The sequence below is a fragment of the Streptomyces sp. genome (assembly GCF_035645055.1).
In the GTDB taxonomy this organism is placed as follows: domain Bacteria; phylum Actinomycetota; class Actinomycetes; order Streptomycetales; family Streptomycetaceae; genus Streptomyces.
Genome location: NZ_DASQNH010000001.1, coordinates 1 through 23311, shown reverse-complemented (window position 1 = coordinate 23311; position 23311 = coordinate 1). Strand labels below are relative to the sequence as shown.

Annotated in this window: 20 protein-coding genes; 13 read left to right on the top strand and 7 right to left on the bottom strand. The window is 73.2% G+C overall.

The window, feature by feature from the left end:
- Nucleotides 1-131: 131 nt before the first annotated feature.
- Complete coding sequence (locus VE614_RS00100; protein WP_324929836.1) at nt 132-1067, bottom strand: A/G-specific adenine glycosylase; 936 nt, start codon at nt 1065-1067, stop codon at nt 132-134.
- A gap of 292 nt (nt 1068-1359) precedes the next feature.
- Between VE614_RS00100 and VE614_RS00095 the strand changes: the two genes are divergently transcribed.
- Nucleotides 1360-2214, top strand: a complete 855-nt coding sequence (locus VE614_RS00095; RefSeq protein ID WP_324929833.1) for a hypothetical protein — start codon at nt 1360-1362, stop codon at nt 2212-2214.
- A gap of 94 nt (nt 2215-2308) precedes the next feature.
- On the opposite strand, the gene disA is transcribed toward VE614_RS00095, so the two are convergent.
- Both disA and radA read right to left on the bottom strand, forming a co-directional pair.
- Nucleotides 2309-3433 carry a DNA integrity scanning diadenylate cyclase DisA gene (gene disA / locus VE614_RS00090; RefSeq protein ID WP_324929830.1) on the bottom strand — a complete coding sequence of 375 codons (1125 nt, stop codon included), beginning with the start codon at nt 3431-3433 and terminating at the stop codon, nt 2309-2311.
- An 81-nt stretch (nt 3434-3514) separates the two neighbouring features.
- A complete protein-coding gene (gene radA, locus VE614_RS00085; protein WP_324929827.1) occupies nt 3515-4924 on the bottom strand; it encodes a DNA repair protein RadA in 1410 nt (469 codons plus the stop codon).
- Between the two features lie 243 nt (nt 4925-5167).
- On the opposite strand from radA, the gene VE614_RS00080 reads away from it, so the two are divergent.
- Nucleotides 5168-6895 (top strand): BACON domain-containing protein, encoded by a 1728-nt coding sequence (locus VE614_RS00080; protein WP_324929824.1) that lies wholly within the window; start codon nt 5168-5170, stop codon nt 6893-6895.
- A 30-nt stretch (nt 6896-6925) separates the two neighbouring features.
- Here the strand turns inward: VE614_RS00080 and VE614_RS00075 are convergent, their stop codons facing one another.
- Nucleotides 6926-7804, bottom strand: coding sequence for a hypothetical protein (locus tag VE614_RS00075; RefSeq protein ID WP_324929821.1), 879 nt, complete (start codon nt 7802-7804; stop codon nt 6926-6928).
- Nucleotides 7805-7909: 105 nt separating this feature from the next.
- Between VE614_RS00075 and VE614_RS00070 the strand changes: the two genes are divergently transcribed.
- The 4 genes from VE614_RS00070 (at nt 7910) to ilvD (ending at nt 12985) form a co-directional block, all read left to right on the top strand.
- On the top strand, nt 7910-8842 hold the full coding sequence (locus VE614_RS00070) for a Ppx/GppA phosphatase family protein (RefSeq protein WP_324929818.1): 933 nt from the start codon (nt 7910-7912) through the stop codon (nt 8840-8842).
- A gap of 690 nt (nt 8843-9532) precedes the next feature.
- Entirely contained in the window at nt 9533-10357 is an 825-nt protein-coding gene (locus tag VE614_RS00065) for a sugar phosphate isomerase/epimerase (protein WP_324929815.1), read from the top strand.
- On the top strand, nt 10354-10968 hold the full coding sequence (locus VE614_RS00060) for a TetR/AcrR family transcriptional regulator (protein WP_324929812.1): 615 nt from the start codon (nt 10354-10356) through the stop codon (nt 10966-10968). Before VE614_RS00065 ends, VE614_RS00060 begins: the two co-directional genes overlap by 4 nt.
- Nucleotides 10969-11131: 163 nt before the next feature.
- Complete coding sequence (ilvD, locus tag VE614_RS00055; protein ID WP_324929809.1) at nt 11132-12985, top strand: dihydroxy-acid dehydratase; 1854 nt, start codon at nt 11132-11134, stop codon at nt 12983-12985.
- 85 nt (nt 12986-13070) lie between these two features.
- Here the strand turns inward: ilvD and VE614_RS00050 are convergent, their stop codons facing one another.
- Nucleotides 13071-15407, bottom strand: a complete 2337-nt coding sequence (locus tag VE614_RS00050) for a serine/threonine-protein kinase (RefSeq protein WP_324929806.1) — start codon at nt 15405-15407, stop codon at nt 13071-13073.
- Nucleotides 15408-15593: 186 nt separating this feature from the next.
- Here VE614_RS00050 and VE614_RS00045 point away from each other — a divergent pair, with 186 nt between their 5' ends.
- From VE614_RS00045 to proC, 6 genes are all read left to right on the top strand, one after another.
- The gene (locus VE614_RS00045) at nt 15594-15908 is read left to right on the top strand and encodes an SH3 domain-containing protein (RefSeq protein WP_324929803.1); all 315 of its coding nucleotides are present in this window, start codon (nt 15594-15596) and stop codon (nt 15906-15908) included.
- A gap of 62 nt (nt 15909-15970) precedes the next feature.
- Nucleotides 15971-16555 (top strand): EamA/RhaT family transporter, encoded by a 585-nt coding sequence (locus tag VE614_RS00040; protein ID WP_414719458.1) that lies wholly within the window; start codon nt 15971-15973, stop codon nt 16553-16555.
- Nucleotides 16556-16624: 69 nt separating this feature from the next.
- Nucleotides 16625-17497 carry a class I SAM-dependent methyltransferase gene (locus tag VE614_RS00035; RefSeq protein WP_324929800.1) on the top strand — a complete coding sequence of 291 codons (873 nt, stop codon included), beginning with the start codon at nt 16625-16627 and terminating at the stop codon, nt 17495-17497.
- 32 nt (nt 17498-17529) lie between these two features.
- Complete coding sequence (locus tag VE614_RS00030; RefSeq protein ID WP_324929797.1) at nt 17530-18339, top strand: ABC transporter ATP-binding protein; 810 nt, start codon at nt 17530-17532, stop codon at nt 18337-18339.
- Nucleotides 18336-19121 (top strand): ABC transporter permease, encoded by a 786-nt coding sequence (locus VE614_RS00025; RefSeq protein WP_324929794.1) that lies wholly within the window; start codon nt 18336-18338, stop codon nt 19119-19121. Before VE614_RS00030 ends, VE614_RS00025 begins: the two co-directional genes overlap by 4 nt.
- A gap of 127 nt (nt 19122-19248) precedes the next feature.
- Entirely contained in the window at nt 19249-20061 is an 813-nt protein-coding gene (proC, locus tag VE614_RS00020) for a pyrroline-5-carboxylate reductase (protein ID WP_324929791.1), read from the top strand.
- A gap of 19 nt (nt 20062-20080) precedes the next feature.
- On the opposite strand, the gene VE614_RS00015 is transcribed toward proC, so the two are convergent.
- Nucleotides 20081-20665, bottom strand: a complete 585-nt coding sequence (locus VE614_RS00015; RefSeq protein ID WP_324929788.1) for a cysteine hydrolase family protein — start codon at nt 20663-20665, stop codon at nt 20081-20083.
- Between the two features lie 75 nt (nt 20666-20740).
- On the opposite strand from VE614_RS00015, the gene VE614_RS00010 reads away from it, so the two are divergent.
- Nucleotides 20741-21745, top strand: a complete 1005-nt coding sequence (locus VE614_RS00010) for a GlxA family transcriptional regulator (RefSeq protein WP_324929785.1) — start codon at nt 20741-20743, stop codon at nt 21743-21745.
- Here the strand turns inward: VE614_RS00010 and trpS are convergent.
- Nucleotides 21667-22710: a tryptophan--tRNA ligase gene (gene trpS, locus VE614_RS00005; protein ID WP_324929782.1), complete on the bottom strand. Its 1044-nt coding sequence runs from the start codon at nt 22708-22710 to the stop codon at nt 21667-21669. The two genes, VE614_RS00010 and trpS, sit on opposite strands and share 79 nt — an antisense overlap.
- Between the last annotated feature and the right edge of the window lie 601 nt (nt 22711-23311).

Sequence of the window (23311 nt, the reverse complement as noted above, 5' to 3'; positions counted from 1 at the left end):
GCTGTCCGTCGGTTGTGTAACGAAAGGAGGAACGGGGTAAAAGGGCGGGCGTCTTCGAGCAGGTGTGGGTGATTTGCGGCGAGTGGGAGGCGGGGGCCGCGACGCCGGAGACGGCCGCACCGTCACATCCGTCAGCCCAGCGGCAGCCGGTACATCCCGCCGGGCAGCGGTTCGACCAGGCCGTCGGCGACCAGCCCGTCCAGCGCCCGGGCGCGCTGCACCGGCTCGTGCCACACCCGGTCCAACGCGGCCTGCGGGACCGGCGCGTGCGCCTCGCGCAGCACGGCGAGCAGCTTGCCGCGGACCTGCCGGTCGGTCCCGGCGTACGTCTGGCCGCGGCGCGGCGGACCGTCGTGCTCCGGCTTGCCCGCGAGCCGCCAGGCGCACCGGGCGGCGATCGGACAGCGCCGGCAGGTCTCGTTCTTGGCGGTGCACACCAGCGCGCCCAGCTCCATCGAGGCGGCCGCCCAGCGGGCGGCGGTCCGCTCGTCCTCGGGCAGCAGCGCGCGGGCCAGCCGGCGCTCGGCGGCGGTGGTGGCGTTCGGCGGATACCGCACCCCGGTCACCGCGCGCGCGAAGACCCGGCGCACATTGGTGTCCAGCACCGGATGGCGCTGCCCGTACGCGAAGGAGGCGACCGCGGCGGCCGTGTACTCGCCGATGCCGGGCAGCGCCAGCAGTTGCGCGTGGTCGGCCGGTACGTCGCCGCCGTGCCGTTCCGTTATGGCGACCGCCGCGCCGTGCAGCCGCAGGGCGCGGCGCGGATAGCCGAGCCGGCCCCAGGCGCGGACCGCTTCGCCGGGCGGCTCCTCGGCGAGGTCGGCGGGGCGCGGCCAGCGCGCCAGCCACTGCTCGTAGACGGGCAGGACGCGGCTGACCGGCGTCTGCTGGAGCATGAACTCGCTGACCATCACGCCCCACGGCCCGGCCTCCGGGCGTCGCCAGGGCAGGTCGCGCGCGTGCTCGTCGAACCAGGCGATGACAGGGGCGTGCAGGTGCTCGCCGGTGGTGGGGTCGGCGTGGCCGGGGGCGGGGGTGCCGGGGAGGGGCTTCGTGGGAGCAGTCATGACGCTTCCGATCCTGCCACGCCGAGGGGCGGCGGAGGGGTTCCCGGCGTGGCGGAGCGTGCCGTCCGATGTGCGCGGAGCGTGCCGCCCGATGCCCCGGGACCGCGCCGTCGGATGCGCCCAGGGGTGCCCGATGAGTCGTGGCCAAAGGGTCAAGGGCGCGAACGCGAGCGCGTGAAGAGGGAGCCGCCGTGGCGGAATGGCGGATTCCGTGATGATGATCCGGAAAAGTTGTTACCCAGGGCGGCGGGTGGGACCGGCGAACGGACTGATCTCTCGTACAGTTTGCGCCGTGGGATCTCTGCGCAATCCGGTCGGGCCGCTTCCCTCCTCCATCTACTGGCGACGGAGGGCCGTCCTGCTGTCCGTGGTCGCCCTGTTGGCGTTGCTGATCACCTGGACCGTCACGTCGGGCGACGGCGGCGGCGACAACGACGCCGGTGGTTCCAACGGCAAGAACCCCCTGCCCACGATCACCGCCGGACCGTCCGGTTCCGGACCGGCGATCAGCGAACACCCGGGCGGGCGCGACGAGTCGGGCAGCGGCGACTCCGGCGGATCGGGAGACTCCGGCGGCTCCGGGGACGGCTCCGGTGACGGGTCCGGTGCGGGATCGGGCGACGGTACGGACGCCGGTGACTCCGGCGGCGCGGACGGTACGGACGACAAGCCGGGCGGGTCCGGCGCCGGCGGGGTGGCCGACGGGGTCGGCGCGGGCGACGCGCTGCCCGCGGGCTCCGCACTCCCCGACTGCGCACCGGGCGCCGTCACCTTGAGCGTGCGCAGTGTGCGCAACTCCTACTCGCCGGACCAGACGCCCGCGTTCCGGATCACCGCGAGGAACACCTCCGGAAGCGACTGCAAGATCGATCTCGGACCGCGCGGCGCGGTGCTGACGATCACTCAGGCCGACGGCGACGACGCCTACTGGTCGTCCGCGGACTGCCCCGAGGGCGCCGCCCACCTGCTCTACCGGGTTCCGGCCAAGAGCGGCATCACCTACACCGTCGAGTGGGACCGGGAGCCGAGCGCCCCGGAGTGCGCGACGCCTCCGGCCGGGTCGGCCAAGCCCGGGACGTATCTGCTGGAGGCCAAGGCCGCCAGCTTCGCGAAGGCGCAGACGTCGTTCGTGCTCGACGCGGACTGAGCGAGACGCCGAAGGGGGCCGCACCCCGCCGGGTGCGGCCCCCTTCGGCTGCCGCTCGGCTGAGCGGCTCCGACGCACCGCTCAGCCGTACCGCTCAGACATACCGCTCCAGGATCGAGCTCTCCGCCAGCCGCGACAGCCCCTCGCGCACGCTGCGCGCCCGGGCCTCGCCCACACCGTCCACGGTCTGCAGGTCGTCCACGCTCGCGGCGAGCAGCTTCTGGAGCCCGCCGAAGTGCTCCACCAGCCGGTCGATGATCGCGCCGGGCAGCCTCGGCACCTTGGCCAGCAGCCGGAAGCCGCGCGGCGACACCGCGGAGTCCAGGGTCTCGGGCGACCCGGTGTACCCCAACGCGCGCGCCACCGTGGGCATTTCCAGCAGCTCGGCGTGGGTCAGCGCGTCCAGCTCGTACAGCGCCTCGTCGACGGTGCGGGAACGCTTGGCGGTCGGCTCGGGCACATAGTCCCGTACGACCAGCTCCCGCTCGGGCTCCACACCGGCGATCAACTCGTCCAGCTGGAGCGCGAGAAGGCGGCCGTCGGTGCCCAGCTCCACCACGTACTCGGCGATCTCGGTGGCGATCCGGCGCACCATCTCCAGCCGCTGGGCGACCGCGGAGACGTCCCGGACCGTCACCAGGTCCTCGATCTCCAGCGCCGACAGGGTGCCCGCGACCTCGTCGAGGCGGAGCTTGTACCGCTCCAGGGTGGCGAGGGCCTGGTTGGCGCGGGAGAGGATCGCCGCCGAGTCCTCCAGGACCCGGCGCTGGCCGTCGACGTAGAGCGCGATCAGCCGCATCGACTGGGAGACGGAGACCACGGGGAAGCCGACCTGCTTGCTGACCCGGTCCGCGGTGCGGTGCCGGGTGCCGGTCTCCTCGGTCGGGATCGTGGCGTCGGGCACGAACTGCACACCCGCCCGCAGGATCTTCGACAGGTCGGAGGAGAGCACGATGCCGCCGTCCAGCTTGCACAGCTCGCGCAGCCGGGTCGCGGTGAATTCGACGTCCAGGACGAATCCGCCCGTGCACATCGCTTCGACGGTCTTGTCCGAGCCGAGCACGATGAGGCCGCCGGTGTTGCCGCGCAGCACCCGCTCGAGGCCGTCGCGCAGGGCCGTGCCGGGTGCCACGGCGCTCAGTGAGGCGCGCATCAGGCCATCGGCACCGGAACTCCCACCGGACTTTCCGGGAGCTGCCGCCCGGTCGTTGGCTGCCACTGCACTCCTCCGGTCGCAGGTTCTGGGGCGCTCCCGCAACGCGCACTCGGTTCGTACGGACGGGCGAGACCAGGGCAAAGTCTACCGGCGGTCCTCCGCCTCCCGGGGGGCGTCTCGGCGACGGGAGCGGGGGAGGACCCTCAGGGCGTCTCCTATGTCGGCGACTTCCAGGACCTTCATACCGGCCGGGACCTTCCCCGGGTCGCCCGGTACCAGCGCGTGCGTGAAGCCCAGGCGGTGCGCCTCGGCCAGCCGGCGCTGGACCCCGGTGACCCGTCTGACCTCGCCGGCGAGGCCCACCTCGCCGATCGCGACGAGGTTCTTGGGCAGCGGGGTGTCGCTCGCCGCGGAGGCCAGGGCGAGCGCGACCGCGAGGTCGGCGGCCGGCTCGGAGAGCTTCACGCCGCCGACCGTCGCGGAGTAGATGTCCCTTTTGCCCAGGGCGCTGATCCGGCCGCGCTGTTCCAGGACGGCCAGCATCATCGAGACCCGGGAGGTCTCCAGGCCGGAGGTGGTGCGGCGCGGGGAGGGGATCTGGGAGTCGACGGTGAGCGCCTGTACCTCGGCGACCAGGGGGCGGCGGCCCTCCAGGGTGACGGTCAGACAGGTGCCGGGGACCGGTTCGGCACGTCGTGTCAGGAAAAGTCCGCTCGGGTCGGCGAGGCCCACGATGCCCTCGTCGTGCAGTTCGAAGCAGCCGACCTCGTCCGTGGCGCCGTACCGGTTCTTGACGCCGCGCACGAGCCGCAGACGGGCGTGCCGGTCGCCCTCGAAGTGCAGGACGACGTCCACCAGGTGTTCCAGCAGACGCGGGCCGGCGATCGCGCCGTCCTTGGTGACATGGCCCACCAGGAGGGTGGACATGCCGCGCTCCTTCGAGGCCCGGATCAGGGCGCCGGCCACCTCGCGGACCTGGGCCATGCCCCCCGGGGCGCCGTCGATCTCCGGGGACGCCACCGTCTGTACCGAGTCCAGGATCAGCAGCGAGGGCCGCACCGCGTCCAGGTGGCCGAGGACGGCGGACAGATCGGTCTCCGCGGCCAGATACAGGTGGTCGTCGAGGGCGCCGATGCGGTCGGCGCGCAGCCGGACCTGGCTCGCCGACTCCTCGCCCGTGACATAGAGGGTCCGGTGCTCCTCGCTCGCCGACTTGGCCGCCACGTCCAGCAGCAGCGTCGACTTGCCGACCCCGGGCTCGCCCGCGAGCAGCACGACCGCGCCGGGCACCAGACCGCCGCCGAGCACCCGGTCCAGCTCGGGCACGCCGGTGGTGCGGGCGGTGGCCTGGCGGCCGTCGACCTGGCCGATGGGCAGGGCGGAGGTGGTGACGCGGCCCGGCGTCGTCGTACGGACCGCGGGCGCGCCGTACTCCTCGACCGTCCCCCAGGCCTGGCACTCGGGGCAGCGGCCGAGCCACTTCGCCGTCTGCCAGCCGCACTCGGTGCAGCGGTAGGACGGGCGGTCCTTGGTGGTCTTCGTACGGGCAGCCATGGACGAAACCGTAACCGGCCGCACTGACAACACGGCCGCCGCGGGGCCGGGGCCGCCCGGCCGAGCCACCGGTCACGTCCGGGCCGCGCCCCCGTGCCACCCGCCCCGAATCGGCCCGCACCCCTCGGAATCAGCCACGGAATGATGGGCTCCTGTCCCCTTATGAGGGATCGTTTCACCCGTACGGATTAAAAGTGCTCAAGGGGGCGGAAGGGTCCTTCCCCGGCGCCCTACGGTCACCGGGTGATGAGCAGCAGCCCGGAGACTTCGACCCGCACGACCGGTGCACACCGGGCGCACCGCGAGGCGCGCGACCGCGCTGCGGCGCGCACGCTGGCGCACCGGCCCCCCGCGCGCTACGAGCCGTACCTCGACGGACTGTTCACCTACTGCCTCTCCGTCCTGTGCGACCACGACAGCGCCACCGCCGCCCTCGGCGAGGTGCTGGCCGTCGCCGAGCGGCGCGGCCAGCGCGCCCCCGAAGCGGCCGGGGAGCGCCGCGCCTGGCTGTACGCGCTGGCCCGCTGGGCCTGTCTGCGCAAGCTGGCCGAGGCCAAGCAGAAACGTCAGGCCACCCACGCGGCGGGCCGCCACAACCCCGCCCGGCAGCGGCCCGCGCCGCCCGCCGTGCCGCCGGTCTCGGAGGAAGTCCAGGAGGAGCGCCGGCGCGAACTCGCCCTGCTCGCCTGGCCCGAGGCGGCCGGCACCACCCCGGAACAGCGCGAGGCGCTGGAACTCGCCGTACGCCATCACCTGGCCGCCCACGAGGTCGCCGCCGTACTCGGCCTGGAACTCGCCGCAGCCCGCGAGCTGCTGGCCGCCGCCGCCTGCGAGGTCGAGCGGACCCGCGCGGCGCTCGCCGTCGTCGAGAGCGGCACCTGCCCGGGCGTCGCCCGGCTCACCGGCGACCACCAGCTCGTGCTCAGCCCCGCCCTGCGCCGCGAGCTGGTCCGGCACGTCGACGACTGCCCGCGCTGCCGCCGCGGTGCGCAGCGCGCGGTCCCCGGCCGCTGGCCCGGCGCCACTCTCACCCCCGCCGAGCTGCCCGTCCTGGCGGCGCCCCGCGCGGCCCTGCGCATGGCCATGGCCCACCACACGCGCGCGCGGGGAGCCGCCGCACCCCGCTTCGACCGGCGCGGCTTCCCCATGGACCCCAAGGACCGCGCCGCACGCCGGGACCGCCTCCGCGCGCGGGCCGTCACCACGACCGTGGTCGCCACCGTCATCGCCGCCCCCGTGATCGCGCTGTGGTCCGCCTACCGGGGCGCCCCCGGCGCCGGCGAGGCAGGGGCCGGCGGCGGAACCGCCACCAGCCGCGACGACATCGCCGGGGGCTTCGGCGGCGAGGGGGGCAGCGGTTACGAGAACGCCGGCAACGCCAGCGCCAAGCCCGGCGGACATCCCTCGCGGAGCGACCGGCCCGATGTCTCCGTCGAGGTCGTCAGCGTCACCGGAGCCGGCACGAAGGGCGCCGGGCGGCTGGAGGTCACCGCCGGCCACATCGGCGACACCACCCTCGTCACCCTCACCGCCTCCGGCCGCTCCCCGGTCCGCTGGTCCGCGTCCACCGCCGCCCCCTGGCTCTACTTCAGCCAGTCCTCGGGCACCCTGCGGCCCGGCGAGTCGACCACGCTGAAGGTGTACGTCGACCACCTGCGCGAGCCGTCCGGGTACTGGACCGCGCGGGTCGCGATCTCGCCCGCCGGCGCCGTCGTCTCCATCGCGGGCTACGGCACCGCGCCCACCCCGGCCGACCCCGGCCCGGCCCCCCTGCCGAGCCCGCCGTCCGAGCCGCCGCCGTCCACCCCGGACCCGAGGCCGACGGCCACCGCGCCCACGGCGCCCCCGTCCAGCAGCCCGCCCCCGTCACCCGACCCGGAACCCACGCCCAGCGCGTCCTCCCCGCCCGGTCCCGGCAGCTCGACCCCGCCGCCGGGCGACGGCGGCGACCCGAGTCCCGGTACGTCCTGAGCGGGCGTCACGTCCCGAACGCGGCCGGTGTCACACCACCGGGTCCGCGGGATGCGGCGCGACCAGCGGCAGCTGCGAGGCCAGCCGCTGCTCGCACAGCTCGGCCAGCCGGTCGTAGCCCGCCTTCCCCATCAGCTCGGTCAGCTCCGCGCGGTACGAGACGTACACCGGCTCTCCCGCGCCGTGCGCCGAGGTCGCCGACGTGCACCACCAGTGCAGGTCGTGGCCGCCCGGGCCCCAGCCCCGGCGGTCGTACTCGCCGATCGACACCTGGAGCACCCGGGTGTCGTCGGGCCGGTCGATCCAGTCGTAGGTCCGGCGCACCGGCAGCTGCCAGCAGACGTCCGGCTTGGTCTCCAGCGGCTCGCGGCCCTCCCTCAGCGCCAGGATGTGCAGCGAGCAGCCCGCGCCGCCAGCGAAGCCGGGCCGGTTCTGGAAGATGCACGAGCCCTGATACGGGCGGGTCTGCCGGGAACCCTCGTCGTCCTCGGAGATCCAGCCGCTCTCCCTGCCGACGTCGTGGTGCTGCCAGATCTCCGGCGTGAGCCTCGCCACATGCTCGGCGACCCGCTTCTCGTCGTCCTCGTCGGAGAAGTGCGCGCCCAGCGTGCAGCAGCCGTCGTCCGCGCGGCCCGCCTGGATGCCCTGGCAGCCGCTCCCGAAGATGCAGGTCCAGCGAGAGGTCAGCCACGTCAGATCGCACCGGAAGACCTGCTCGTCGTCCGCCGGATCGGGAAACTCCACCCACGCGCGCGCGAAGTCGAGCCCCTTCTCGTCGGCCGCCGGGTCCTGCCGCGACGTCGTCAGGGCGTCCTCGGCTGCTTTCGCCGACGAAGAACCCAGGACCGTCTTGTCCTTCTTGGCCTTCTTCGCGGCCTTTTCGCTCTTCGTCTTTTTCGTCTTTGGCACGGGACCAGGGTAAGTCGCCCGGGACGGCCTGCGGGACCTCCCGGACCGGATCGGGCACGGTTCCGGGGGGCGGCTGACGGCGCGGCGGGCAGTAGCGTGCCGTACATGAGACTCGGAGTCCTCGACGTGGGATCGAACACGGTGCATCTGCTGGTGGTGGATGCGCACCCGGGCGCGCGCCCGCTGCCCGCGCATTCGCACAAGGTGGAGCTCCGCCTCGCCCAGCTCCTCGACGAGGACGGGGCCATCGGCCCCGAAGGGATCGACAAGCTCATCGCCGTCGTCCGCGACGCGCTCCAGGCCGCCGAGGACAAGGGCGTCGAGGAACTGCTGCCGTTCGCCACCTCCGCCGTGCGCGAGGCCGGCAACGCCGACGAGGTCCTCGCGCGCGTGAAGGCCGAGACCGGCGTCGACCTCCAGGTCCTCACCGGGGCCGAGGAGGCCCGGCTGACCTTCCTCGCCGCCCGCCGCTGGTACGGCTGGTCGGCCGGGAAACTGCTCGTCCTGGACATCGGCGGCGGCTCCCTGGAGATCGCCTACGGCATCGACGAGGAACCCGACGCGGCCGTCTCCCTCCCGCTCGGCGCCGGCCGCCTCACCGCCGCCTGGCTCCCCGGCGACCCGCCCGCCCCCGACGACGTCCGGGCGCTGCGCCGCCACGTCCGCGCGCAGATCGCCCGTACGGTCGGGGAGTTCCGCCGCTTCGGCGCCCCCGACCACGTCGTCGCCACCTCCAAGACCTTCAAGCAGCTCGCCCGCATCGCCGGCGCCGCCCGCTCCGCCGAGGGCCTCTACGTCCAGCGCGAGCTGAAGCGGGCCTCCCTCGAGTCCTGGGTCCCCCGCCTCGCCGCCATGACCGTGGACGAGCGCGCCGAACTCCCCGGTGTCTCCGAGGGTCGCGCGGGCCAGCTCCTCGCGGGCGCCCTGGTCGCCGAGGGCGCGATGGACCTGTTCGGCGTGGAAGCCCTGGAAATCTGCCCCTGGGCCCTCCGCGAGGGCGTCATCCTGCGCCGGCTGGACCACATGCCGGGGGAGTGAGACGGCGCGGCGGGCGCGGGCGCGGGCGCGGGGGCTCGGTGCGGGCGGCGGTGCCCCTGCGGCAGGGTGCGTGCGCGTGTGCGTGAGCGGAGGGGCCGCCGGTCCGCGCGGCGCGCCTGCGCCGGGGCTGCCCGGGCGCGCTCGGTGCCGTCTGCCGCGGCTGCCTGCCGCGTGCGACGGGCTGCCGCCATGGGGTGCCGCCCGCGCGGTGCCCGCCCGCGCCTACCGGCTTCGGCAGGGGGAAGCGCCCGGGGTGCTGCGCGGTGCCCGACCCGCCCCGTCGACCAGGGCACCCGCGTGGCCAGTGCCGTGCCTGCCCCGCCGGGCGCCCAGTGCCGCGCCCGGCGCACGTGAAGTACGCCACCCCGCACCCCACCACCCGCGCCCCCACCACACCTCTCACGCCCCCACCCCAGGCGCCCCTCCACCACTCCCACGCCGGGCGTGCGACCCCGCTCCTCACACCCCCGTAACCGTCCATACGCCTCTATATCGCCTGCATATCGCCCGCATGTCGCCCGCATGCGGCCTCCCCCTCCCCGTCGCCGGGTCGCCGGCCGGCGAGCCCCCGCCGGCCCCCGCCCCGCCGAAAACCGCCCCCACGCGCGGGTGGCCGATTGCCGTGCCCCCGTGGGCGGCGAACGGCGGCTCGCCGCCCGGCGCCAAGCGGCGCCCCGTACCCTGTCCTTCGTGGCAGAACCAGTGGTGCGCATCCCGGATGCGAAGGTCGCTCTGTCGACGGCTTCCGTCTATCCGGAGACGACGGCGACGGCCTTCGAGATCGCCGCGCGCCTCGGGTACGACGGGGTCGAGGTCATGGTGTGGAACGACCCGGTCAGTCAGGACATCGAGGCACTGCGCCGGCTCAGCGACTACCACCACGTGCCGATCCTCGCCGTCCACGCCCCCTGCCTGCTGATCACCCAGCGCGTCTGGTCCACCGACCCCTGGGTCAAGCTCCAGCGCGCCCGCGCGGCGGCCGAGAAGCTCGGCGCGAGCACGGTCGTCGTGCACCCGCCGTTCCGCTGGCAGCGCCACTACGCCCGTGCCTTCGTCGCCGGAATCTGGCGGATGGCGAACGAGACGGATGTCCGGTTCGCCGTCGAGAACATGTACCCCTGGCGCTACCGCGACCGCGAGATGCTGGCGTACGCCCCCGACTGGGACGTCACCAAGGACGACTACCGGCACTTCACGATCGACCTCAGCCACACCGCCACCGCCCGCACCGACGCCCTCCAGATGATCGACCGCATGGGCGACCGTCTCGGCCACATCCACCTCGCCGACGGCAACGGCTCCGCCAAGGACGAGCACCTGGTGCCCGGCCGCGGCACCCAGCCCTGCGCGGAGGTGCTGGAACGCCTCGCCCAGACCGGGTTCGACGGCCATGTCGTCATCGAGGTCAACACCCGCCGCGCCATGTCCAGCGCCGAACGTGAGGCCGACCTGGCGGAGGCGCTGGCCTTCACCCGCCTCCACCTGGCCTCCGCGGCGCGGGTGCCCCGGCGATGACCGACGCCACCGCCCGCCGCCGGGGCCGCCCGCGCCGTACGGAGTCCGGTGCGGCGGGCGAGACCCGGGACCGCATTCTGGCGGCGGCCCGCGAGGAGTTCTCCGAGCACGGCTACGAGAAGACGTCCGTACGGGGCATCGCCAAGGCGGCCGGCGTGGACTCGGCGCTGGTGCACCACTACTTCGGCACGAAGGAACAGCTCTTCCAGGCGGCCGTGGAGACGGTCTTCGCGCCCGCCCTCAGCGCACCGGACGTGATCTTCGAGGGCCCGGCCGACGAGATCGGCGAGCGGTTCGCGCGGTTCCTGTTCGGGGTCTGGGAGAACCCGGTGACCCGGACGCCGCTGCTCGCGGTGCTGCGGTCCGCCGTCACCAACGAGGTGGCCGCCGCCGTCTTCCGCCGGCTGGTCACCAGCCAGCTGATGCGCCGGGTCGCGGGCCGGCTGGGCCTGCCGGACGCCGAGCTGCGGGCCGAGCTGGCCGCCGCGCAGCTGGTCGGCGTCGCCATGATGCGCTATGTGATCAAGCTGGAGCCGCTGGCGTCTGCCGACATCGAAGTGATCGTCGCGCGGGTGGCACCCGTGGTGCAGCGGCACCTGACCCACCCCTGACCCGGCGCGCCCCTCCGTGCGACCGCGGTGATCCCTGAGACATCCGTCCCGCATTCCGGACACTCCGCCCGGGCTGTCGTACCCCCGGCGTACGCTCGACGTATCCAGAACTCTCTGCCTCATCCAGACTTCTCTGGCCGAGGCCTCGAAGGAGCGAGCGACGATGCCCGAGCTGAGGTCCCGCACAGTCACCCACGGCCGCAACATGGCGGGCGCCCGCGCCCTGATGCGCGCCTCCGGTGTACCGGGTGCGGACATCGGCCGGAAGCCCATCATCGCGGTCGCCAACAGCTTCACCGAGTTCGTGCCCGGCCACACGCACCTCCAGCCGGTCGGCCGGATCGTCAGCGAGGCGATCCGGGAGGCGGGCGGCATCCCGCGCGAGTTCAACACGATCGCCGTCGACGACGGCATCGCGATGGGCCACGGCGGCATGCTCTACAGCCTGCCCTCCCGCGACCTGATCGCGGACAGCGTGGAGTACATGGTGGAGGCGCACTGCGCCGACGCCCTGGTCTGCATCTCCAACTGCGACAAGATCACTCCGGGCATGCTGATGGCCGCCCTGCGCCTCAACATCCCCGCCGTCTTCGTCTCCGGCGGCCCCATGGAGTCCGGCCGCGCCACCCTGGTCGACGGCACGGTCCGCACCCTCGACCTGGTCGACGCGATCTCCGACGCCGTGAACGACAAGATCTCGGACGAGGACATCCTCCGCATCGAGGAGAACGCCTGTCCGACCTGCGGATCCTGTTCCGGCATGTTCACCGCCAACTCGATGAACTGCCTGACCGAGGCCATCGGCCTCTCCCTCCCCGGCAACGGTTCCGTCCTGGCCACCCACACCGCCCGCCGCGCGCTCTACGAGAACGCCGCCCGCACGGTCATGGACATCACCCGCCGCTACTACGAGCAGGACGACGACTCGGTCCTGCCCCGCAACGTCGCCACCTTCGCCGCCTTCGAGAACGCGATGGCCCTGGACATCGCGATGGGCGGCTCCACCAACACGATCCTGCACCTGCTGGCCGCCGCCCAGGAGGCCGGCGTCCCGTTCGGCCTGACGGAGATCGACGCGGTGTCCCGCCGGGTCCCGTGCCTGGCGAAGGTCGCGCCCAACGTCGCCAAGGACCGCACGTACTACATGGAGGACGTGCACCGCGCGGGTGGCATCCCCGCCCTCCTCGGCGAACTGCACCGCGCGGGCCTGCTCAACGAGGACGTGCACGCCGTGCACAGCCCGTCCCTGTCCGACTGGCTGAAGACCTGGGACGTGCGCGGCGGCTCCCCGTCTCCCGAGGCCGTCGAGCTGTGGCACGCCGCCCCCGGCTGCGTCCGCTCCGCCGAGGCCTTCTCCCAGTCGGAGCGCTGGGAGGCCCTGGACACCGACGCCGAGAACGGCTGCATCCGCTCCGCCGAGCACGCCTACTCCCAGGACGGCGGCCTCGCGGTCCTCAAGGGCAACCTCGCCGCAGACGGCTGTGTGGTGAAGACGGCCGGCGTCGACGAGTCGATCTGGACCTTCGAGGGCCCGGCGGTGGTCTGCGAGTCGCAGGAGGAGGCCGTCGAGAAGATCCTGAACAAGCAGATCACCGACGGGGACGTGGTCGTCATCCGCTACGAGGGCCCCAAGGGCGGCCCCGGCATGCAGGAAATGCTGTACCCGACGTCCTTCCTCAAGGGCCGCGGCCTCGGCAAGACCTGCGCGCTGATCACCGACGGCCGGTTCTCCGGCGGCACCTCGGGCCTGTCCATCGGCCACGCCTCCCCGGAGGCGGCGTCCGGCGGCACCATCGCGCTCGTCGAGGACGGCGACCGCATCCGCATCGACATCCCGAACCGCACGATCGAGCTGCTGGTCGACGACGCCGAACTGGCCCGCCGCGAGCAGGCTCTGAACGGGGCCTACGCCCCGAGGAACCGCGAGCGCAAGGTCTCGGCCGCCCTGCGCGCGTACGCCGCGATGGCCACCAGCGCCGACAAGGGCGCGGTCCGCGACGTCACCAAGCTGGGCTGACCCCCTCGTACGACGAGCGGCCGTCCCCCGCGGGAGACGGCCGCTCGGTCGTACACGGGCGAGGACGGCGCGGGCCTCAGGGGTTTCACCAGGCGCCCGGGTCACGCCCGTCCACCCCGAAGACCGTGCCGTCCGGCGCGGCGGCGTACACGCGCGTGCCCACCAGCACCGGCGCGGGTACTTCACCGGCCACCTTGTCCGAGCCCGCGCCCAGCCGCGCGGGCGTCTGCCCGGCCATGTTCCCGGACCGGGCGTCCACGGCGATCAGCCGGCCGTCGGCGGCGCTGAAGTACACCCGGCGGCCGTCGGAGACCGGCGCCGAGCCCCGGCTCACGGACGTCTCCAGATGCCACAGCCGCGTCCCGCGCGCCAGGTCGAAGGCCTCCAGCGAGCCGCCCGCCCCCAGCACGTACACCACATCGCCGTGCACGGCGGCCTGCGCGTCCTGCCGCGGCACGGGCAGCGCCACCCGGTCGGCCGTGCGGGACCCCGGGTCGTACCGGACGACGGCGTCCGTGTCGCCGTAACCGGGGTCGACGGCGGCGAAGTACACGGCCCGGGACGCGGAGTCGGCTGCCGCGTCCGCGTCGGCGTCCGTGGTCACGTCCGTGTTGGCCTCTGCCTCTGCCTGCGCCGCAGTGCCGACCGGCTTCAACGCGCCCTCCAGCACGGCCGTCCAGCGGACCTCGCCGGTCGCCGGATCCACCGCGCTGACGCGGGTGCCCGAGCCGTCGTCGGACGGACCGGCCGCATAGGCCAGCGGGTCGCCGGGGAAGGCGGTGAAGGACGGCACGGTGTGCCCCGTGATCCGCTCGCTCCACCGGGTCCCGCCGGTCGCGCCGTCCACCCCGGTGACGGTTCCGTCGGCGCGGGTGAGCAGCAGCACGCCCCCGGCGTGCCGCGTCGCGGACTGCGGCGGCAGGTCCCGGTGCCAGGCTTCCGCGCCCGTGGCGGGGTCGAGTGCCACGAGCCGCCGGCCGCCCTCCGGGTCGGGCTGCACCAGGCCGCCCGAGACGACGGGCGGTCCGCTCGTCGGTCCGGTGGCGGCGGACCGCGTCCACGCGCGCGTGCCGTCGGACGGGTCGAGGGCGAAGATCCGCCCGGGCCGGGAGCAGAGCAGCAGCCCCGCGCCGTAGGCGCACTGCGGCGCGGCCCCGCCCCGCGTGGCGGGTGGCGCCGCCCACGCGCTGAAACCCGCGGCGGCCGTCCGGGGCGGGCTGTCCTCCGGCGCCCCGTCGAACACCCGCACCGACGCGAGCGCACCGCCGACGACGAGAACGGCGCCGAGCGCGGCGAGCGCGAGACGGCGCCGTCCGGACCGCGCCTCCGCGCCCGCGCCGCGGCCGGCACCGCTCACCCGGTTGCGAAGCCGGGGCCTGTCTCCCGGCGCACCGGAGGCCGGGACGAGGCCTTCGCCGCGCGGCAGTTCGGAGCCCGCCAGCCCGGTTCCGCCGTCCCCCTTCTCGGCGCCCCCGGCGCCGGCAGCTCCGGTCGCCGCGCCCGCCGCCTCCGCGCCTCCCGCCTCCGTAGTCCCGGACCCCGCGCCCTCCTCGACCGCCCGCTGCGCCGGTATGAACGCCTGCGTGTCGTACGAGGCCGCGACCGATCGCAGCTCCCGCATCAACTCGTCCGGCGTGGGCCGCTCCTCCGGCTCCTTCGCCAGACAGCGCAGCACCAGCGGAGCGAGCCCTTCCGGTACGCCGGTCAGATCGGGCTCGTCATGCACGACCTGGTAGGCCACGACATACGGACTGTCCGAGTCGAACGGCCCGCGCCCCGTCGCCGCGTGCACCATGACCGAGCCCAGCGCGAAGATGTCCGCGGCGGGCCCCACCTCCCTCGGACGCCGGAACTGCTCCGGCGCCATGAAGGGCGGCGTGCCGATCAACTTGCCGGTCTCGGTGCGCAGTTCGCTGTCCTTCGGCCGGGAGATGCCGAAGTCGATGACCTTCGGCCCGTCCTCGGCGAGCAGCACGTTGCTCGGCTTGAGATCCCGGTGCACCACGCCCACCCGGTGGATGTCCCGCAGCGCCTCGGCCAGCCCCGCCATCAGCCGGCGCAACTGGGCCGTGGCCATGGGCCCGTTCCGCTTCACTTCCTCGGCCAGGGTGGGGCCGGGGATGAACAGCGTCGCCATCCAGGGCCGTCCGGCCTCCGGATCGGCGTCGACGACGGGTGCGGTGAACGCGCCGCTGACCCGCCGGGCCGCCGCCACCTCCTGCCGGAACCGCCCCCTGAACTCCGGATCCCTGGCGAACTCCGCGTGGACGACCTTCACCGCGAGCTTCATCCCGGAGGGGCTGCGCGCCAGGTGGACGACGCCCATGCCGCCGGCGCCGAGGCAGGACTCCAGACGGTAGTGACCGGCGTACTCCGGAAGTTCCGCTTCCGCGCCCGCTCCGATGTTGCGCTGTGGCGCCATGGACCACCCCCGTGCTCTACGTCCGCGCGCGCGACGCACGGAGCCTAGTCGATGACTCGTACGAGACCGAGGCGGCTTGCTAGCCTCCGTGTGCGAGTTGCGGACATGTGTTTCGAGACGCGCTTCGGGGGAATCAACGCGATCCCATGGCCGTCCTGAGCCATGGGTCAACGGGGGAGGCTTTCCATGGCTGTGGAGAACGTGGAAGTGGAAGGGACCGGCGGCGTCACCGAGGCCGTCACGACGACGGCCGTGCGCTACTACGCGGTCGCCCCGGGCGTCCGGCTGAACGTGCGCAGCGGTCCGGGCACCAACTACCCGGTCATCCGCGTGCTGCCCGAGGGAGCCCGCGTGGCGATCTACTGCCAGCGGCCCGGCGAGACGATCACCGGCCCCTACGGCACGTCGAAGATCTGGGACAACATCAGCCAGGGTGAGTACGTCTCCGACGCGTACGTGAACACCGGCACCGACGGCTACGTCGCCTCGCGCTGTCTCTGACGTCTCCGACACCCTGGGAGCCCGCACCCGGGCCGTCGGGACACGGCAGCCATAATCGACGCGTGAGCGACGAATCCGGCAACCCGGCGACGGCCCCCGCGGGCTCCCGGCCCGCCACCACCACGCCGACCGCAGGCACCACGGCCGCTCCGGGGGCCACGGCCGCCCCGGGCGCCATGCCCGCCGCAGGCCCGCGCCCCGAGCCGATCCGCTTCTTCGGCACGACCTGGCTGCACCGCGACCAGGGTTACGCGCTGCGCCGCGTCGCCGCCGTCACGGGCTCGTTCGCCGCGGTCGTCGTCTCCTGCCTCGTGCTGCGCTTCGCCTACGAGGGCCTGGCGCTCGCGAACACCGGCAACCTGGTGTCGCTGCTCATGGTCGTGACGTTCGCCGTGTGCAGCGCGCTCGCCTTCCGGCACACCTGGGACAGCTTCGGCAAGCGGCCCGACCCCGACCGCCAGGCGTCCCTGCGTGGCCTGCTGGCCATCGGCTTCGTCGGCTCCCTCCTCGCCTACTTCTTCCGCTCCCTCACCGAGGCACCCGGCGAGAAGCTGCACCGCGCGGAGTACGAGACCGCCCGCGAGCAGTACGAGAAGCGCACCGCCCGCCGCACCGGCAACCCGTCCAGGAAGGGCCGCCGCGCCTGACCCGCTCCACCCTCCCGGACTTACCCCGAACCGCCCGTCCGCGCTCTCTTCCTTGGCCACCATGGCCGTATGCCGACTCCAGGACACCCACTCCCCGGCCCCTCCGACTCCACCACCGGCCCCTCCGACTCCACCACCGGCCCCTCCCTCACCGCCCGGGCCCACTCCTTCAACACCATCGCGGCCCAGTACGCCGCGAACCGCCCCTCCTATCCACCCGCCCTCTTCGCCGCCATCGAGGAGATCGCCGGCCGCCCCTTCGCCGGCGCCCGGGTCGCCGACATCGGCGCGGGGACCGGCATGGCGACGGCGCTCCTGCACCGCCGCGGCGCCGAGATCGTCGCCGTCGAGCCCGGTGAGGGCATGGCGGCCGAGTTCCGCCGCGCCCACCCCGGCATCCCGCTCGTCCGGGGCGACGGCAACTCCCTCCCGCTCGCCGACTCCTGCGCCGACTTCGTCACCTACGCCCAGGCCTGGCACTGGACCGACCCCGCCCGCGCCCTGCCGGAGGCGTTGCGCGTCCTGCGACCGGGCGGCGCGCTCGCGCTGTGGTGGAACCTCGACGCCCAGGACGTCCCCTGGATCGCCGAGCAGACGGACCGCGTCCGACAGCACTACGGGGACGCGGTGGTCGCCGTCTGGGGCACCCGCGGCAGCGCCCGCACCAGCGCCCTGCCGGCCTTCACCGCCGCGCTCGGCGCGGCCGCGGCCGACGGACGCACCCCGCACTGCGTCCGCGAGCTCGTCCGCTGGAGCCGCCGCGTCCCGCTCGACACCCATCTCGCCAACCTCGGCAGCCACTCGGTCTTCCTGGTCCACGGCCCGGAACGCAGCGCCGCCTTCCTCGCGGAGGAACGGGACCACCTCCTGCGCCGCTTCCCCGAGGGCGTCGTCGAGGAGGTCTACGACGTGGAACTTCTGGTCACCACCACCGTCTCTTGACGGGCCAAGCCTCCGGGAGGATTATTCATCGCATGATGAATAATATGGCCGGGCCTCCCGAAGGCACCGCACCCCCACCCCCGGGCGACCACGCCGTCCACGCCGACGGCCTCACCGTCGTCCGTGGCCCCCGCACCGTCCTGCGCGACCTCCGCTTCACCGTCCCCCGCGGCCGGATCACCGGCCTCCTCGGCCCCTCCGGCTGCGGCAAGTCGACCCTCATGCGCGCGATCGTGGGCACCCAGGCCAAGGTCACCGGCACCCTCGACGTTCTCGGCCGCCCCGCCGGCCACCCCGCCCTGCGCACCCGCATCGGCTACGTCACCCAAGCCCCCTCCGTCTACGACGACCTGACCGTCCGCCAGAACCTCGCCTACTTCGCCGCGATCCTCGCCCCCGGCCGCGCCCTCGCCGAACGCCGCCACCACGACGTCACCCGCGCCATCGCCGACGTCGACCTCACCAGCCACGCCGACGCTCTCGCCGGCAACCTCTCCGGCGGCCAGCGCAACCGCGTCTCCCTCGCGGTCGCCCTGCTCGGCGCCCCCGAACTCCTCGTCCTCGACGAACCCACCGTCGGCCTCGACCCCGTACTCCGCCGCGACCTCTGGAACCTCTTCCACGACATCGCGGCCACCCGCGGCGCCACCCTCCTGGTCTCCTCCCACGTCATGGACGAGGCCGAACGCTGCCACCGCCTGCTCCTCATGCGCGAGGGCGAGATCCTCGCCGACGACACCCCCGACGCCCTGCGCGCCCGCACCGGCGCCGACACCGTCGAAGCGGCCTTCCTCCACCTGGTCGACCAGGCCGCGGGCCACGCGAAGGAGACCACCCGATGAGCACCACCACGGCCCCGGCCCTCCGGCCCGGCCCCACCAGCGCCCTCAACCTCTCCCGCACCACCGCCACCGCCGCCCGCGTCCTGCGCCAGCTCGGCCACGACCCGCGCACCATCGCGATGATGATCCTGATCCCGTGCGTGATGCTGTTCCTGCTGCGCTACGTCTTCGACGGCAGCCCGCGCACCTTCGACAGCATCGGCGCCTCGCTCCTCGGGATCTTCCCGCTGATCACCATGTTCCTGGTGACCTCGATCGCCACCCTGCGCGAACGCACCTCGGGCACCCTCGAACGCCTCCTCGCCATGCCCCTCGGCAAAGGCGACCTCATCGCCGGCTACGCCCTCGCCTTCGGCACCCTGGCGATCATCCAGTCCGCCCTCGCCACAGCGCTCGCCCTGTGGGTCCTCGGCCTCGACGTCACCGGCTCCCCCTGGCTGCTCCTGCTCGTCGCGCTCCTCGACGCCCTGCTCGGCACGGCCCTCGGCCTGTTCGTCTCCGCCTTCGCGGCCTCCGAGTTCCAGGCCGTCCAGTTCATGCCCGCCGTGATCTTCCCCCAGCTCCTCCTGTGCGGTCTGTTCACCCCGAGGGACAACATGCACCCCGTCCTCGAAGCCATCTCCGACGTGCTGCCCATGTCCTACGCCGTCGACGGCATGAACGAAGTCCTCCAGCACACCGACATGACCGCCGGCTTCGTCCGCGATGCCCTGATCGTCGCCGGCTGCGCCCTCCTCGTCCTCACCCTCGGCGCCGCGACCCTGCGACGCCGCACGACCTGACCCGGCGCCACCGGAGCCCTTCCGCCTTCCCGCCGCGAGCCGTCCGCCCACCGGACACCCCGCCCGCACCCCGCACCCGGGTGCGAGGATGATCCCGGACGACGCACACCTCGGAGGGCACATGGCCATGACGCAGAAAGTCGCAGTCCTCGGCACCGGCAAGATCGGCGAAGCCCTGCTCAGCGGAATGATCCGCGCCGGCTGGAGCCCCGCCGACCTCCTGGTCACCGCCCGCCGCCCGGAACGAGCCGAGGAACTCCGCAGCCGCTACGGAGTCACCCCGGTCACCAACCCGGAAGCCGCCAAGACCGCCGACACCCTGATCCTCACGGTCAAGCCGCAGGACATGGGCACCCTCCTCGACGAACTCGCCCCCCACGTCCCCGCCGACCGCCTGGTCATCAGCGGCGCCGCGGGCATCACCACCTCCTTCCTCGAGGGCCGCCTCTCCGCCGGCACCCCGGTCGTCCGCGTCATGACGAACACCCCCGCCCTCGTCGACGAGGCCATGTCCGTCATCTCCGCCGGCAGCCACGCCACCGCCGACCACCTCGCCCACACCGAGGAGATCTTCGGCGCCGTCGGCAAGACGCTCCGCGTCCCCGAGTCCCAGCAGGACGCCTGCACCGCCCTCTCCGGCTCCGGCCCGGCCTACTTCTTCTATCTGGTCGAAGCCATGACCGACGCCGGCATCCTCCTCGGCCTGCCCCGCGACAAGGCCCACGACCTGATCGTCCAGTCCGCGATCGGCGCCGCGACCATGCTCCGCGACAGCGGCGAACACCCGGTCAAGCTCCGCGAGAACGTCACCTCCCCCGCCGGCACCACCATCAACGCCATCCGCGAGCTGGAGAACCACGGCGTCCGGGCCGCCCTCATCGCCGCCCTCGAAGCCGCCCGCGACCGCAGCCGCGAACTCGCCTCCGGCAACAACAGCTGACCCCGCCCGCCGGGGGCGGTCACTTCGCCGCGTCCACGACCTCCGTCGTGAGCACCACCCGAGCGAACCCGTCCCCGTGCAGCGACACCGCCGACGCCTGCCCCAGCTCGTCCGCACTCTTGCGCCATCCGAACGGCCCGGCCAGACCGAAGGTGTGCGTCGCGTCGTACGCCACCACCACGTCGTACCCCAGGTTCCCGCCCATCCGCGCCGTCGTCTCGACGCACAGGTTGGTCTGGATGCCGGCCAGCACGATCTGCGAGATCCCCTCCGCCCCCAGCCAGGCGCCCAGATCCGGCGTGCCGTAGAACGCCGAGTTCACCGACTTGGTCACCAGCAGCTCCCGCCCCGCCCCCTTCCCACGCCGCTCCTCCACGTAGTCCTTGAAGTCGTTGCCCACCTGGCCCGGCCGCAGCGGCGAGCGCGGACTCACCGAGTCATGCCGGACGAGGACGACCGGCCGGCCCGTCATCTGCCAGGTGTCGATGAGCGACGCGATGTTCTCGTCCGCTCCCGGATTGTTCCGCGGACCCCAGAACCCGGACTCCTCGAAGCCTTTCTGCACATCGACGACCACCAGCGCTGCGTTCTTCGCGATCTCCATGTCCCAGAGCATCCCGCCACCGAGCAGCCCGCCCCAGAGGTGAGAAAGCCATCGATCGATGGTTTACTGCCACGCATGTACCGCGTGGCCCTCGTCGCCTTCCCCGGCATCCGCGCCTTCGACGTCTCCGTCATCACCGAGGTCTGGGGCACCGACCGCACCGACCGCGGCACCCCCGCCTTCGACCTGCGCCGCGTCGCCACCGACCCCACACCCATCCCCGTCCACGGCGGTCTCTCCCTCCACCCCGACCGCACCCTCGCCTGGCTCCGCCAGGCCGACCTCATCCTCATTCCCGGCCTCGACGACCAGCTCATCCCCGCACCCGTCCCCGTCCTCGACGCCCTCCGCCGCGCCCACGCCCGCGGCACCACCATCGCCGCCCTGTGCGCGGGCGCCTTCGTCCTCGCCCAGGCCGGCCTCCTCGACGGCCGCCGCGCCATCACGCACTGGAGCCTCGTCGACCTCCTCCGCACGAGGCACCCCCAGGTCACCGTCGTCCCCGACGCCCTGTTCATCGAGGACGGCAACATCTGGACCGCGGCCGGCACCGCCGCCGGCATCGACCTCTGCCTCCACCTCGTCCGCCGCGCCCACGGCGCCGAGACCGCCGCCACCATCGCCCGTTCCATGGTCACCGCCCCCTTCCGCACCGGAAGCCAGGCACAGTTCATCGAGCACCCCACTCCCCGCACGGACCGCGACGCCGACACCCTCGCCGCCGTACGCGAACACGCCCTGCGGCACCTGCACGAACCGCTCACGGTCGCCGACCTCGCCGCCCAGGCGGGCATGTCCCCGCGCGGCTTCGCCCGCCACTTCACCGCGGAGACGGGCACCACGCCCCTGCGGTGGCTCCTCGACCAGCGCATCGCCGCCGCACAGAAGCTCCTCGAACGCACCGACCTCCCCATGCCCGAGGTCGCCCGCCGCGCCGGCTTCGGCAGCGAGGTCACGATGCGCCAGCACTTCGCATCGCGCCTCGCCACCAGCCCGCGCGCCTACCGCGCCGCGTTCAGCGCGGCCCCCGCCCCGACCCCCGTATCAGAAGGGGCCGGCAGCAACCCGATCGCGCGATAAGCGGCATCCACGGTCGGCCGGGCCATCGCCCGCGCCCTGTCCGCACCATCCCGCAGCACCCCCTCCACATAGCCGGGATCCGCACACAGCTCCGCGTGCCTCTCCTGCACGGGCCTCAGAACGTCGACCACAGCCTCAGCGGTGTCCTTCTTCAAGGCGCCGTACGACTCATATACACCGCTCAGCGCCTCCGGGTTCCCACCCGTACACGCGGCAAGGATCTCCAGCAGATTCGCGACCCCCGGCCGCTCCTCCCGGTCGTAGACGACGTCCTGCCCGCTGTCGGTCACGGCGCGCATGATCTTCTTCCGCACCACGTCCGGCTCGTCCAGCAGATAGACGATCCCCGGCCCGACGTCGTCGCTCTTCCCCATCTTCGATGTCGGCTCCTGCAGATTCATCACCCGCGCCGCCACGCCCGGCGACGTCACCCGAGGCACCACGAACGTGTGCCCGTACCGCTGGTTGAACCGCACCGCCACATCCCGGGCCAGCTCCACGTGCTGCGCCTGGTCCTCCCCGACCGGCACCTCGTCGGTCCCGTACGCCAGGATGTCCGCCGCCATCAGCACCGGATAGGTCAGCAGCGACAGCCGCACACTCCCGCCGCGCTCCCGCTGCCGCGCGGCCTTCTCCTTGTACTGGATCATCCGCCGCATCTCACCGTCGGTCGCCACGCACTCCAGCAGGTACGACAGCCGCGCGTGCTCGTCGACATGACTCTGCACGAAGACGGTGCACCGCTCGGGGTCCAGCCCGACCGCCAGCAACAGCGTCGCCGCCTGCCGGCTGAGCCGGCGCACCCGCGCCGGATCGTGCTCCACGGTCAGCGCGTGCAGATCCACGACGCTGAACAGCGCGTCCGCCTGGTGCTGGTCCACCGCGACCCACCGCCGCATGGCCCCCAGATAGTTCCCCAGCGTCAGATGCCCGGTCGGCTTGACCCCGCTGAAGACCCGCTTCATCTCTCCACCTCCTGCTCGGAGCCGCCGCCTCCACCGACGACCGCCCCTCCCGGAGGGAGATACGACTACGGCCGCCGAGAGCGGCGGCCGTTGAGTGCATACGTGAGTACGGCCGCCGTCAGGCGGCCCACCACTGCTGGGTGCACGTACGCGTAGTCACGGCGCCCACGATACGCCGCAAGGGTGTCTCCGCCCCAGAGTTGACACACCTCACCCCGCTCCGTACTGTTCTCCGGGTTGTCCGACGTGAGCGCCGACCCCGGTCGGTCCCCGGACAGCCACTCCGCAAGTACCACACCACTCTCGACGAGCAGTCATCTGCTTTTCGCGCGCTCGGTATGCGTATTTGCGAAATGAGGAATCCGCGTTCGAAAGGACGCAGCCCCCGATTAGCTCGGGAGCAAGGAATCCGCTAAAGTCTCACTCGTCGGAACGGCCCAAGGGTCGCGAGGACAACCCCCTCTGACTGGGAGTCAGGCCCGAAAGGATCTGATAGAGTCGGAACCGCCGGAAAGGGAAACGCGAGAGCGGGAACCTGGAAAGCACCGAGGAAATCGGATCGAGAAAAGATCTGATAGAGTCGGAAACGCAAGACCGAAGG

Bases quoted from the DNA above. Each gene is read 5' to 3' on its own strand.
- VE614_RS00100 (WP_324929836.1), bottom strand. From the start codon at position 1,067: ATGACTGCTCCCACGAAGCCCCTCCCCGGCACCCCCGCCCCCGGCCAC.
- radA (WP_324929827.1), bottom strand. From the start codon at position 4,924: ATGGCTGCCCGTACGAAGACCACCAAGGACCGCCCGTCCTACCGCTGC.
- VE614_RS00070 (WP_324929818.1), top strand. From the start codon at position 7,910: ATGAGACTCGGAGTCCTCGACGTGGGATCGAACACGGTGCATCTGCTG.
- VE614_RS00060 (WP_324929812.1), top strand. From the start codon at position 10,354: ATGACCGACGCCACCGCCCGCCGCCGGGGCCGCCCGCGCCGTACGGAG.
- ilvD (WP_324929809.1), top strand. From the start codon at position 11,132: ATGCCCGAGCTGAGGTCCCGCACAGTCACCCACGGCCGCAACATGGCG.
- VE614_RS00050 (WP_324929806.1), bottom strand. From the start codon at position 15,407: ATGGCGCCACAGCGCAACATCGGAGCGGGCGCGGAAGCGGAACTTCCG.
- VE614_RS00045 (WP_324929803.1), top strand. From the start codon at position 15,594: ATGGCTGTGGAGAACGTGGAAGTGGAAGGGACCGGCGGCGTCACCGAG.
- VE614_RS00035 (WP_324929800.1), top strand. From the start codon at position 16,625: ATGCCGACTCCAGGACACCCACTCCCCGGCCCCTCCGACTCCACCACC.
- VE614_RS00030 (WP_324929797.1), top strand. From the start codon at position 17,530: ATGATGAATAATATGGCCGGGCCTCCCGAAGGCACCGCACCCCCACCC.
- VE614_RS00025 (WP_324929794.1), top strand. From the start codon at position 18,336: ATGAGCACCACCACGGCCCCGGCCCTCCGGCCCGGCCCCACCAGCGCC.
- proC (WP_324929791.1), top strand. From the start codon at position 19,249: ATGACGCAGAAAGTCGCAGTCCTCGGCACCGGCAAGATCGGCGAAGCC.
- VE614_RS00015 (WP_324929788.1), bottom strand. From the start codon at position 20,665: ATGGAGATCGCGAAGAACGCAGCGCTGGTGGTCGTCGATGTGCAGAAA.
- VE614_RS00010 (WP_324929785.1), top strand. From the start codon at position 20,741: ATGTACCGCGTGGCCCTCGTCGCCTTCCCCGGCATCCGCGCCTTCGAC.
- trpS (WP_324929782.1), bottom strand. From the start codon at position 22,710: ATGAAGCGGGTCTTCAGCGGGGTCAAGCCGACCGGGCATCTGACGCTG.